The 12,360-nt window shown below is 55.3% G+C and carries 9 protein-coding genes and 1 pseudogene; 6 read left to right on the plus strand and 4 right to left on the minus strand.

Annotation, left to right across the window (positions count from 1 at the left end; translation table 11 throughout):
* The first annotated feature begins 15 nt into the window (after positions 1-15).
* From GSQ62_RS18380 to ftsZ, 6 genes and pseudogenes are all read left to right on the plus strand, one after another.
* A pseudogene (locus GSQ62_RS18380) lies at positions 16-1,181 on the plus strand (FtsW/RodA/SpoVE family cell cycle protein).
* A complete protein-coding gene (gene murG / locus GSQ62_RS18385) occupies positions 1,174-2,286 on the plus strand; it encodes an undecaprenyldiphospho-muramoylpentapeptide beta-N-acetylglucosaminyltransferase (protein ID WP_161890856.1) in 1,113 nt (370 codons plus the stop codon). Before GSQ62_RS18380 ends, murG begins: the two are co-directional and overlap by 8 nt.
* A complete protein-coding gene (murC, locus tag GSQ62_RS18390; protein ID WP_161890857.1) occupies positions 2,283-3,692 on the plus strand; it encodes a UDP-N-acetylmuramate--L-alanine ligase in 1,410 nt (469 codons plus the stop codon). Before murG ends, murC begins: the two co-directional genes overlap by 4 nt.
* Positions 3,693-3,792: 100 nt before the next feature.
* Positions 3,793-4,443, plus strand: coding sequence for a cell division protein FtsQ/DivIB (locus GSQ62_RS18395; RefSeq protein ID WP_237586794.1), 651 nt, complete (start codon positions 3,793-3,795; stop codon positions 4,441-4,443).
* 12 nt (positions 4,444-4,455) lie between these two features.
* The gene (gene ftsA, locus GSQ62_RS18400) at positions 4,456-5,778 is read left to right on the plus strand and encodes a cell division protein FtsA (RefSeq protein ID WP_161890859.1); all 1,323 of its coding nucleotides are present in this window, start codon (positions 4,456-4,458) and stop codon (positions 5,776-5,778) included.
* A 26-nt stretch (positions 5,779-5,804) separates the two neighbouring features.
* Positions 5,805-7,349, plus strand: coding sequence for a cell division protein FtsZ (ftsZ, locus tag GSQ62_RS18405; protein WP_237586802.1), 1,545 nt, complete (start codon positions 5,805-5,807; stop codon positions 7,347-7,349).
* Positions 7,350-7,917: 568 nt separating this feature from the next.
* On the opposite strand, the gene GSQ62_RS18410 is transcribed toward ftsZ, so the two are convergent.
* The 4 genes from GSQ62_RS18410 to GSQ62_RS18425 form a co-directional block, all read right to left on the minus strand.
* Positions 7,918-8,442, minus strand: a complete 525-nt coding sequence (locus GSQ62_RS18410; RefSeq protein ID WP_161890860.1) for an NADPH-dependent FMN reductase — start codon at positions 8,440-8,442, stop codon at positions 7,918-7,920.
* A gap of 165 nt (positions 8,443-8,607) precedes the next feature.
* Entirely contained in the window at positions 8,608-9,360 is a 753-nt protein-coding gene (locus GSQ62_RS18415) for a succinate dehydrogenase/fumarate reductase iron-sulfur subunit (protein ID WP_161890861.1), read from the minus strand.
* Between the two features lie 149 nt (positions 9,361-9,509).
* Positions 9,510-11,444: a fumarate reductase/succinate dehydrogenase flavoprotein subunit gene (locus tag GSQ62_RS18420; protein WP_161890862.1), complete on the minus strand. Its 1,935-nt coding sequence runs from the start codon at positions 11,442-11,444 to the stop codon at positions 9,510-9,512.
* Positions 11,445-11,462: 18 nt separating this feature from the next.
* Positions 11,463-12,149: a succinate dehydrogenase cytochrome b subunit gene (locus tag GSQ62_RS18425; RefSeq protein ID WP_161890863.1), complete on the minus strand. Its 687-nt coding sequence runs from the start codon at positions 12,147-12,149 to the stop codon at positions 11,463-11,465.
* Positions 12,150-12,360 lie beyond the last annotated feature (211 nt).

The following is a 12,360-nucleotide window of genomic DNA, read 5'->3' on the forward strand; positions in this document are numbered from 1 at the left end:
CGGGGCCAAAGGGGTATGACAAAGCAGTGGGTACAGAAGAACCTGAATGGAGATGCCGTGATTTGGGGCATCGTGATCATCTTTTCGTTAATCAGCGTGGCGGTGGTATACTCTGCGACGGGGACGCTGGCGTACAAGAAAATGGAGGGGAACACCGAATACTTCCTCTTCAAGCACTCTTTCCTGATAATCGTTGGCCTGGCCTTTATGTGGGCGGCGCACAAGATCAACTACCGCTATTACTCCAAGCTGTCGTTGCTGGCGCTGCTCTTCTCCGCGCCGCTCCTCATCATCACCTATTTTTACGGCTCCAACATCAACGAGGCCTCCCGCTGGATCACGATCCCGGTGATTAACCAGACCTTCCAGCCTTCGGATCTGGCCAAACTGGCGCTCATATCCTACCTGGCCAGCATGCTCTCGAAGCGGCAGCAAATCCTGCACGACATTAAAGGAACCCTGCTCCCGATCTTCGGCTGGACAGTGGCCATCTGCGCCCTCATTGCGCTCACCAATACTTCTAATGCGGTACTGCTCTTCGCCACCTGCCTGCTGCTGATGTTCATAGGCCGTGTGCCGGTGAAGTACCTGGCGATTGTGCTGGTGGTGGGGGTGGTAGTAGGGGCATAGGCCTGGCCGTCGGGCAGCGCATGGAAACGGCCGTCAGCCGTGTGCAGGATTTCATGGATCCGAATGAGGTGCCCTTTCAGTTGGAGCAGTCCTATATAGCCATCGCCACGGGCGGCGTGGTGGGCAAAGGGCCCGGCAACAGCGACCAGCGCGACATTCTGCCGCACCCCTATTCCGATTTTATATTTTCCATTATACTGGAAGAGTATGGCCTGATAGGCGGTGTGTCGGTGCTGTTTTTGTACCTGGCGCTGCTCTACCGGGGCCTCGTGACGGTGAGCAAGAGCAACGGCGCGTTCGGCGGGCTGTTGTCGGCCGGGGTTAGCTTTAGCCTGGTGCTGCAGGGGATGGTGAACATGGCGGTTGCCGTGGGCCTCGGCCCAATCACGGGGCTGCCGCTGCCCCTGCTGAGCATGGGCGGCACGTCCCTCATCTTCACCGGCATCTCCATCGGCATCATCCTGAGCGTGAGCCGCAGCGAGGGCGACCTGGAGCGCAAGGCAATGGCCAGCACCGTGAAATCACCCATAAACGCGCCCGTAAATGCCTAAGCCGCACCGTCCATATCGCGTGATCATCAGCGGTGGCGGCACCGGCGGGCATATATACCCGGCCGTGGCCATCGCCAACCAACTGAAGGCGGTAAGCCCGGAGTCGGAGATCCTGTTTGTGGGCGCGAAGGGCCGGATGGAGATGACGCGCGTGCCGGAGGCGGGTTATAAGATTGTGGGCCTTTGGATCAGCGGGCTGCAGCGCCGCCTGACCCTGGACAACCTGTCGTTTCCGTTCAAGGTGCTTTCGAGTGTGCGGGTGTCGCATAAAATTATACATGATTTCAAGCCTGACGCCGTGGTGGGCGTGGGCGGCTATGCCAGCGGTCCGCTGCTGTATGCAGCCACGGCCCGGAAGATACCGTCGCTGATTCAGGAGCAGAACTCCTATGCCGGCATCACAAACAAGCTGCTGGCCAAGCGCGTGAATAAAGTCTGCGTGGCCTACCCGAACATGGAGAAGTTCTTTCCGGCGGAGAAACTGGTGCTGACGGGCAACCCGGTGCGGAGCGACATCATGGACGTGCAGCAGAAGCGGCAGGAGGCCCTGCTGCATTTTGGACTCGTCGGCACGAAAAAGACGATATTGGTGATCGGTGGAAGCCTCGGTGCCCGCACCATCAACCACAGCATAGCCGCCGGGCTGGAGCAAATCCTGCAGGCAGGTTATCAGTTGATATGGCAGACGGGCAAGGCCTATATACCGGAGGCAAAGGCACTGGAGGAGAAGCTTAATGCACAGGATGTGCGGGCCTTCGACTTTATCCGGCGCATGGACCTGGCCTACGCCGCCGCAGACGTGGTGATTTCGCGGGCTGGGGCCTTGTCTATATCTGAGCTTTGCCTGGCGGGGAAGCCCGCCGTGCTGGTGCCCTCGCCGAATGTGGCGGAGGACCATCAGACAAGAAACGCCATGGCACTGGTGGAGCAGCACGCGGCTTTGCTGGTGCGCGACGCGGAGGCGGCGGAGAAACTGGTGCCGACTGCCCTGCAACTGGCGCAGGATGAGGAGGAGCAGAAGCGGCTGCAGGCGAACATTATAAAAATGGCCCGCCCGAACGCGGCAGCGGATATTGTGAACGAGCTAATACAACTGATCAAGTGAGACTGGAGGACTATTCATATATCTACTTCCTGGGCATCGGCGGCATCGGCATGAGCGCCATTGCCCGCTGGTTCAAGGCCAAAGGCTACCCGGTGTGGGGCTACGACAAGACCCGCACCGCCCTGACCGAGGCGCTGGAGCAGGAGGGCATTCTGGTGCATTACGAGGACGATGTAAACCTGCTGCCGCAGGAGGTGCTGCTGCATAAAGAGGAGACGCTGGTGGTGCTGACGCCCGCTATTCCGGCTGACCACACGGAGTGGGCCCATCTGAGGGAACTGGGCTATACCATTAAAAAACGCTCGGAGGTGTTGGGCATTATCACGGCCTCGGCCTATACGGTGGCGGTGGCCGGCACGCACGGCAAAACCACCACTTCGTCCATCGTCACGCACCTGCTGCACCATGCCGGCGTGGACTGCTCTGCCTTTCTGGGCGGCATCGCCACCAATCTCAACTCCAACCTGCTGATCGGGAAAGGCACGGCAGAGAAAGAAATCGTGGTGGTGGAGGCCGATGAGTACGACCGCTCGTTCCTGACGCTCTTCCCGGATGTGGCCATCGTCACTTCCGCAGACCCGGACCACCTGGACATATATGGCGACAGGGAGGAACTGATCCGCACTTTCCAGCGGTTCATAAGCCAGATCAAACCCGGCGGCTACCTGTTCATCCACGACAGCACCGACCCGCGGCTGACGGCAAATGTGCAGGAGGGCGTGCAGGTGGTAAAGTACAGTTTAGACAGCGGAGACGCTTATGTACAGGGGCTGCAGATCAATGGCCGCTGGTTTGAGTATGATGCCGTGGGTCCCTTTGGGAACATAGCTGGACTGAGCCTCGGCGTTCCGGGTTTCCACAACGTGGAAAACACCCTGGCGGCCATGCTGGCAGCGCAGGTGCTGCAGGTGCCGGAAGAGGAAATCAGGAGCGGCGTACAGTCTTTTACCGGTGTGAAGCGGCGCTTCGAGTTTGTGTACGAAAGCAAGCGCAAGGTATATATAGACGACTACGCGCACCACCCAAAAGAGATAGACGCGTTCATGAATTCGCTGCGTGCGCTCTACCCAAACGCCAGAATTTTAGTGATATTTCAGCCGCACCTTTTTACCCGCACGCGCGACTTCGCGGACGAGTTTGCGGAGAGCCTGAGCAAGGCCGATGAACTGATTCTGCTGGATATATACCCGGCACGGGAAAAACCCATTGAAGGTGTAACTTCGGACATGATTTTAGACCGGGTAAAGTGTCCAAAAAAGAGCCTGGTGCAGAAAGAGAAAATAGTGGAAAAACTGTACAAAAACAGCGATTTTGACGTTTTGGCCACGATCGGTGCCGGAGACATTGACACACTGGTTGAGCCATTAAGAATTTTTTTTGAAAATAGCGGCGATGGGCTTGAATAGTAAAATAAAATCTTTAATTTTTGCAGGCTGTAGCATGGCCACGATGGGCGGCCTGGCGGCTTTTGCCTCTTCACGCCAAAATGAAAAAGTATGTGAAAAAGTGTCAATAAATATTGATAATGAGTACAATAATTACTTTATTGGCGATAAGGAGGTCCGGGACCTGCTCACGCGTGGGGGAGAGCGAAAACTGGAGGGGCTGCCAAACCAGCACATAGACCTGAAGAACCTGGAGAAGCGCATCGAGGCAAATAAATTTGTGAAAGATGCGGAGGTTTCCAGGGGCCTGGACGGGAACGTGCATGTACAAGTAAAACAGACAAGACCTATAGCAAGAATTATACGGACAAATCAACAGGATGTCTATATAGACGCAGCGGGCAACATACTGCCCCTCTCTGACAGATACACCGCTCGTGTAATCCCCATAACAAAGTCAGCTCTTATCAAGCCGTCTGACAAAGGATTCTTTCAGGATTCTATAGGCCAGTCTTACCTTTCCCTGCTGGAGTTCATCGAGAACGACCCATTCTGGAAAGCCCAGCTTGCACAAATGCACATTGACGGCGCCGGAAAGGTGGCTTTCCTGCCGCAGGTGGGCGAACACACCATCGAGTTCGGCAAGCCCGTCCGGATAGAGGAGAAGTTCAGGAAACTGATGATCCTATATAAAGAGGTGCTGCCCACCATGGGATGGGCGCGCTACAAGAGAGTAAACTTGGAATACGAAGATCAGATAATTTGTGAATAACAGACAAAAAACATGCAGAACGACAAAATAGTAGTAGGCTTGGATATTGGCACCACCAAAGTTTGCGCACTTGTAGGTCGTAAAAATGAGTTTGGCAAGCTGGAGATATTGGGGATGGGGAAAGCGGCCTCTGAGGGGGTCGTGCGGGGCATTGTGAGCAATATCGACAAAACAGTAGAAGCCATCCGCAAAGCGATTCGGCAGGCTGAGGAACAGTCGGGCATCAACATCGGGGTAGTGAACGTGGGCATAGCCGGGCAGCACATCAAGAGCCTGCAGCACAACGGCAGCATCACCCGCCAGATAACAGACGACGAGATCACGGTAGAGGATGTGAACCGCCTTACGAACGACATGTACCGGCTGGTAACCCCTCCGGGGAGTGAGATCATCCACGTGATGCCGCAGGAGTACAAGGTGGACTACGAGGAGGGGATCGTGGACCCGGTGGGGATGTCCGGGGTGCGCCTGGAGGGTAACTTCCACATCATCACGGCGCAGTCCAACGCCATCAACAACATCAACAAGTGCGTGTCGCGCGCAGGCCTGGAGGTAGACCAGTTGATTCTGGAGCCGCTGGCCTCGAGCATGTCCGTGCTCAGCGAGGAGGAGAAGGAGGCTGGCGTCGCCCTGGTGGACATTGGGGGCGGCACCACAGATTTAGCCATCTTCAAAGATAATATTATCCGCCATACGGCAGTTCTACCTTTCGGGGGCAACATCATCACCTCCGACATTAAGCAGGGTTGCATGGTGATGCAAAACCAGGCAGAGCAACTGAAGGTGAAGTTCGGAAGGGCCATTGCCGACGAGGCCTCTGAGAACGAGATCGTTTCCATACCCGGCCTGCGCGACCGCACGCCGAAGGAAATCTCGCTTAAAAACCTCGCCTATATCATTGAGGCCAGGATGGAGGAGATTGTGGAACTGGTGTATGCCGAGATTGTGCGCTCTGGCTACGCCAACAGCCTGGCAGGGGGCATCGTGGTAACGGGAGGGGGATCCCAGCTGCAAAACCTGGTGCAACTGGTGGAGTATATCACCGGCTTGGACACGCGTATCGGCTACCCGAACGAGCACCTGGGCAGGTCGAAGATAGACTCTGTGAAGAGCCCGATGTATGCCACCAGCGTGGGGTTGGTGCTTGCCGGATATCAGCCCCTGGACCAGCGTGCCGACGGGTACACCAGCGTGGAAGAACTGCCGGCGTATCAGAAACAGAAGCCGCAGCCGGAGCCGAAGAGCACCACTGGCGGCAACAGCGGCGGGGGAGGCCTTCTGCAGAAGCTGAAGGGCTTTTTATCAGACGACATCGACAACAAACAAAGTTATTAACCCATTTTAGAGCAGGAGAAATTAGCATGAGTTCAATGTACACCTTTGACTTGCCAGCCAGCGGTAAGTCTATCATAAAAGTAATTGGCGTTGGGGGCGGTGGTAGCAATGCTGTGAACCATATGTATAGCCAGGGCATCAAAGATGTAGAGTTTATCATCTGCAACACCGACGCCCAGGCGCTGAAAAGCAGCAGCGTGCCTAACAAGCTTGCCATCGGGCAGAACCTGACCGAGGGGCTGGGCGCGGGCGCTAACCCTGAGAAAGGCAAGCACGCGGCCCTGGAGAGCAAGGAGGAGATACGTGAGATGCTCAGCAACGACACCAAGATGGTGTTCATCACGGCTGGCATGGGCGGCGGCACTGGCACAGGCGCTGCGCCGGTTATCGCGAAGGTGGCCAAAGAACTCGGCGTGCTGACAGTGGGCATCGTGACAGCCCCCTTTGTTTTTGAGGGGAAGAAGAAGAAGGTGGCGGCCGAGAATGGCATCAAGGAGCTGAGCGAGAACTGCGACACGATCCTGGTTATCCTGAACGACAAGCTGCGCGAGATGTTCGGCAACCTGACCATCCGTGAGGCCTTCGCCAAAGCCGACAATGTGCTGACAACTGCTGCGAAATCTATCGCCGAGATTATTACCGTAACGGCCGAAGTGAACGTGGACTTTGAAGACGTGAAAACAGTAATGAAAGACTCTGGTGCTGCAGTGATGGGTTCTGCAACCACAGAGGGCGAGGGCCGTGCCCTGCGTGCCGCTGAAGAAGCGCTTTCATCTCCGCTGCTCAACAACACCGACATCCACGGCGCTCAGAAAATCCTGCTTTCAATTATGTCTGGCGAGCAGGCCGAACTGGAAATGGATGAACTGACCGAGATAACAGAGTATATACAGGACAAGGCTGGCCAGGAGGCCGAGGTGATCTTCGGCCACGGCATCGATTCTTCGCTGGGCCAGAGCATCCGCGTAACAGTGATCGCCACAGGCTTCGCAGCCGATGCTGAGAGCATCATTGAGCCTAAGAAGACGGTATTTGACCTGAACAGCCAAAAAAAAATTGAAGTAGCTGAGCCTGCCAAGCCAGAGCAGGAGGTAGCCGCTTTCGCGCCGCGCCCGGTAGCTCCGGCCCCCGTGCCGCCGCAGCAGCCTGCGTCGCAAACGCCGCCGTCTCAGCCTGCCTATGAGCAGCCTGTGCGCCGCCCGGAGCCACAGCCCGTACAGCCACAGCCTATCATCTTTGAACTGGACGGCAATGTGCAGCAGAACGCCTACAACGCCCGTGAGGAGGAGAGCATGGCCGCCCGTGAGCGCGAGGCAGCCATGCGCCTTTCTGAAGAGCGCGAGCTGATGCAGCGCCGGGCCGAAGAGCGCCGGGAGCGCCTGCGCATGCTGAGCTCCGAAATCACCACAGAGGCCATCAAGGAGAAGCTGGACACGCCCGCTTACCTGCGCCGCAACGTGGCCCTCGACAGGGTGTCGCATTCTTCGGAGCGCAACATCTCGCGCTTCAACCTGAACGATGACAATGAGATTTTAGGCGATAACCGCTTCCTGCACGACAACGTGGACTAAGCCATATATGCATGAACAGGAAGGGCCTGCATTGAGAAATGCAGGCCCTTCCTGTTTTATATAGTTCGGTTGCTGAATTACACCCATCTAACACCAATATCAATTCTAGGATGCGTGTTTGAAGCACCATCAGTGTTTAGTAAAGCCAATTTCACTCCTCGGAGGGGTGGGGGTGGGTTCAAAAAGTTAACTTTTTAAGCACGCAAAAATTATTCGAGGCTGATATTATGTATGAGTGCATATATGGCGCGAGCGCTTCGCTCGTGTCTACTATCATAGGGCTTATATATCTCAATTTATATATAGCTTGGGTAGTGGCAGACGTGCCTATATGATGGGTTTCCGGTATGGCAGCCTGAATTAATTCGGCGGCCGCGGGATAGGAGGTTACGAGCGAGGACTTCCGCGCCATATACGCAAAGCAGACTTTTTAAACCGCTTTGCTTTTTGCGTAACGTCAGTTATATAGAGGCAGAAGCTCAGATAAGGTCACTCATTCTGAATCAGGGTAATCATATATAAAAAGGTTGATTCAGCAGCTACAGTGTCTTCTATGCTGTGCCTGTTCCTAAAAGCGGATAAGCTGTGCTACATGCTGCTCCAGCAGCTCGTTATACAGCTTGTTGGTGATCTGCCTGCCGTCGAAGTTTTTTTCGATATGGGCGAGCTTTAGTTTCATCGCCATGATGTGCATTCCCAGGTAGTTCAAGATGTCCGTCAGGTGGCTCAGGGCAAGGCCGCTGCCCTGCATCCCCGACGACAGGCCAATCAGGGCGCCCTTTTTGTGCAGGAAGGGACAGGGGTAGCTCAGCGCGTCGATAAAAGCCTTCAGCACACCGGGGAAGGAGGAGTTGTACTCCGGCACCACAAACACGAACTTATCCGCCGTTTCTATCATCTGGACCAGTTTGTTGAACTGCTCGTTCTTTCCCGCATTCTTGTACATGTCCGGCACGATGAAATCCGGCGGCAGGTCGGCCAGGTCCAGTATCTGGTGGGGCTCTCCCCGTTCCTGAAGCATCGCCGCGTATATGTCAACGATCGCCCTGGACTTGGAGCCGATTCTGTTCGTTCCTGATATCAGTGTAATCATGTGGCGGGGTTTCCTCTATTTCCTCTAAACAGTTTAGGACGGCTTAGGTTATATATTCCTTGTATTTTATATATAGATCCTGTACGGCTACGTTGGGTTTGGCCTGAAAACAGGGGAGGCGGGGACAATAACTGCCCCCGCCTCCCCTTGTTACATATAATCCTGTTATAAGTTCTCGGAGGTAGCCTTGGCACCGATATACTCTCTTCTGAGCATATCGATGTTTTCCATCGAGATGCCCACCGGGCACTCGACTGCACAGGCGCCGGTGTTGGAGCATGAACCGAAACCCTCCAGGTCCATCTGCGCCACCATGTTCTCCACGCGCGTCTTGCGCTCCGTCTTGCCCTGTGGCAGCAGGGCAAGCTGCGACACCTTGGCACTCACAAACAGGATGGCAGAAGAGTTTTTACAGGCAGCCACGCAGGCACCGCACTGGATGCAGGTCGCCGCGTCGAAGGCTTTGTCCGCAATAGTTTTCGGGATCGGGATCTCGTTGGCGTCAGGCACGCCGCCCGTGTTCACGGATATGAAGCCGCCCGCCTGCTGGATGCGGTCAAAGGCCGAACGGTCCACGATCAGGTCTTTGTGTACCGGGAATGCTGCGGCTCTCCAGGGCTCAATGGTGATGGTGTCGCCGTAGTTGAAGTGGCGCATGTGCAGCTGGCAGGTGGTGGTGCCGCGCTCGGGGCCGTGCGGACGGCCGTTGATGAACAGGCTGCACATCCCGCAAATGCCCTCGCGGCAGTCATGGTCGAATGCGATGGGCTCTTCGCCACGCACTATCAGGTCCTCGTTCAGCACATCCAGCATCTCCAGAAACGACATGTCCGGAGATATGCCCTTCACAGGATAGGTGACCATTTGCCCCGCGGCCTCTCTATTTTTTTGGCGCCAAACCTTCAGTGTCAGGTCCATTGGTTTAGCATTTGGATTACTTCCAGCCATTTCTTTTAAATTAGAAATTATAAATTATGAATTAGAAATTATTAGAACGGATGCCCTATATCACAATCTTTCGCGGGCTACTCATTTCTAATTTTTAATTTCCAATTTTTAATTAATCATTACTTGTAACTGCGCTGTGTCAGTTTCACGTTCTCGAACTCCAGCTCTTCCCTGTGCAGGATGGGCTCGTTGCCGACGCCAGTGAACTCCCAGGCCGCCACATAGGCGTAGTTCTCGTCGTCGCGCAGCGCCTCGTTCTCCGGTGTCTGCGACTCTTCGCGGAAGTGGCCGCCGCACGATTCTCTTCTGTTCAGGGCATCGTCCACCATCAGCTCGCCGAGCTCGAAGAAGTCGGCCACGCGGTTGGCGCGCTCCAGCGTCTGGTTCAGTTCCTCGTTCACGCCCGTCACCTTCACATCGCGCCAGAACTCATCACGCAGCCTGCGTATCTCCTGCTTGGCCAGTTTCAGGCCTTCCTCGTTCCGGGCCATACCACAGTGCTCCCACATAATCAGGCCCAGCTCCTTGTGGAAGTCATCCACCGTGCGGGTGCCGTTAATGGAAAGCAACAGGTTGTTTTTCGCCAGCACGGCTTGTTCCGCCTCTTTGAAGGCAGGGTGGTCCGTCGACACTTTCTCGTACGGCATCCTGGCCAGGTAATCGCCGATGGTATAGGGCAGCACGAAATAACCGTCGGCCAGGCCTTGCATAAGCGCGGAGGCTCCCAGGCGGTTGGCGCCGTGGTCAGAAAAGTTGCACTCGCCGGCGGCATATAAACCAGGGATGGTGGTCATCAGGTTATAGTCAACCCAAAGGCCGCCCATGGTATAGTGTACCGCAGGGTATATGCGCATCGGTCTTTCGTACGGGTTCTCATCCGTGATTTTCTCGTACATCTCGAAGAGGTTGCCGTATTTGGCCGCAATGGCCGCCTGGCCATCGCGTTTGATGGCATCCGCAAAGTCAAGGTATACCGCAAGGCCGGAGGCGCCCACACCGCGTCCTTCGTCGCACACCAGTTTGGCGTTGCGCGAGGCCACGTCGCGGGGCACCAGGTTACCGAAGGCCGGGTACTTGCGCTCCAGGTAATAGTCGCGGTCTGCCTCGGCTATGTCAGCCACCTTTATCTCTCCCTTCCGCAGGCGCTGTGCCATCTCCACCGTCTTTGGCACCCACACCCGGCCGTCGTTGCGCAGCGACTCAGACATCAGCGTGAGCTTTGACTGGTAGCCGCCGGAGACCGGGATGCAGGTAGGGTGAATCTGGGTGAAGCATGGGTTGGCGAACAGTGCTCCTTTTTTATAGGCCCGCCAGGCCGCTGTGGCATTAGAGCCCATCGCATTGGTGGAGAGGAAGAACACGTTGCCATATCCTCCGGTGGCCAGCACCACCGCGTGTGCGCTGTGCGATTCAATGGCTCCCGTGATCAGGTTGCGCACCACAATACCGCGCGCCTTGCCGTCTACCATCACCAGGTCCAGCATCTCGGTGCGGGGGTACATCTTCACCTTGCCGTAGGCGATCTGGCGGTTCAGGGCCGAGTAAGCGCCCAGCAGCAGCTGCTGGCCCGTCTGGCCGCGGGCGTAGAAGGTGCGCGACACCTGCGCGCCGCCAAACGAGCGGTTGGCCAGCAGCCCACCGTAATCGCGGGCAAACGGAACACCCTGCGCCACGCACTGGTCGATGATGTTGACTGACACCTGCGCCAGGCGGTACACGTTGGCTTCGCGGGAGCGGTAATCACCGCCCTTCACGGTGTCGTAGAAAAGACGGAAAACAGAGTCCCCGTCGTTCTGGTAGTTTTTGGCGGCGTTGATGCCGCCCTGCGCCGCAATCGAGTGCGCGCGGCGCGGCGAGTCCTGAAAGCAGAAGGCTTTTACGTTATATCCCAACTCGCCGAAAGTGGCAGCCGCAGAGGCGCCAGCCAGGCCCGTGCCCACTACAATGATATCGTATTTGCGTTTGTTGGCCGGGTTTACCAGCTTCACATCAAATTTATGTTTATCCCATTTCTCAGCTATCGGGCCTTCCGGGATTTTAGAATCTAATATCATAGCGATTATTTCGATCAGTTATAATTCGAAGAAGAAGAAGAAATAAAGTGGGATAATGGCAAAGCCAAAGCACACGATAACAGAAAAGGCATAGCCGAACTTCTGAATGAAAGGCGTATATTTCTTGTGGTTGAGGCCCAGTGACTGAAAAGCGCTCTGGAACCCGTGGATGAGGTGGTAGGCCAGGGCCACCATGGATATCACATAGAGCGCCACGTACCACCATATCTGGAACGACTGCACCACTCTCAGGTAGAGGTTCTCGTATTCTACGTCTTCAATCACAACGCCCTCCAGGCCCCCAAAGCGGGCGGGCACGAAGAAATTCCACAGGTGGATGATCAGGAAGACAAGTATAACCGTTCCCAGAAGGCCCATATTGCGCGAGGCCCAGGTGCTGTTCTCTTCCGGGTGGCTGTTGACGTAGCCTATGGGGCGCGCCGCCTTGTTGCGGCGGGTTATCACGATAGCATCGTATATATGGAACAGAAAACCCAGGAGAAGCACAATTTCCATGGTGCGGATAATCGGGTTGGTGCCCATGAACCTGGAGTATATATTAAAAGCCGCCCCTCCGTCGTTGTTGAAGAGCTGCAGGTTACCGATCAGGTGTACCACCAGGAAAGAGCACAGGAAAAGACCCGTGATCGACATGATGATCTTGCGCCCTACTGTACTGGAAAACGTTTGAGTAAACCAATTCATCTGTAAGAGTTATAGGTTAAAGTTATGAAGCTTTTTAATTCTCAAAGGTACATGCGGACCTTCTATAAACCAATATTAATATCATATTTTGAATCAATCTAAATTGCTACGCGTACCACAAAAAGCTATATTCCGATAACCTACTGCGCTTCTACTGGTTGATAATAAAATCAAAAGACGGAAGTTTGTTTAATATCTGATTTTACCGCCA

This window comes from Pontibacter russatus, from assembly GCF_009931655.1.
Classification (GTDB): domain Bacteria; phylum Bacteroidota; class Bacteroidia; order Cytophagales; family Hymenobacteraceae; genus Pontibacter; species Pontibacter russatus.

What these genes read in the sequence shown, in the direction of transcription:
- ftsA (WP_161890859.1), top strand. Translation starts at nt 4,456, where the DNA reads ATGCAGAACGACAAAATAGTAGTAGGCTTGGATATTGGCACCACCAAA.
- GSQ62_RS18425 (WP_161890863.1), bottom strand. Translation starts at nt 12,149, where the DNA reads ATGAATTGGTTTACTCAAACGTTTTCCAGTACAGTAGGGCGCAAGATC.
- murG (WP_161890856.1), top strand. Translation starts at nt 1,174, where the DNA reads ATGCCTAAGCCGCACCGTCCATATCGCGTGATCATCAGCGGTGGCGGC.
- GSQ62_RS18415 (WP_161890861.1), bottom strand. Translation starts at nt 9,360, where the DNA reads ATGGACCTGACACTGAAGGTTTGGCGCCAAAAAAATAGAGAGGCCGCG.
- GSQ62_RS18410 (WP_161890860.1), bottom strand. Translation starts at nt 8,442, where the DNA reads ATGATTACACTGATATCAGGAACGAACAGAATCGGCTCCAAGTCCAGG.
- GSQ62_RS18420 (WP_161890862.1), bottom strand. Translation starts at nt 11,444, where the DNA reads ATGATATTAGATTCTAAAATCCCGGAAGGCCCGATAGCTGAGAAATGG.
- ftsZ (WP_237586802.1), top strand. Translation starts at nt 5,805, where the DNA reads ATGAGTTCAATGTACACCTTTGACTTGCCAGCCAGCGGTAAGTCTATC.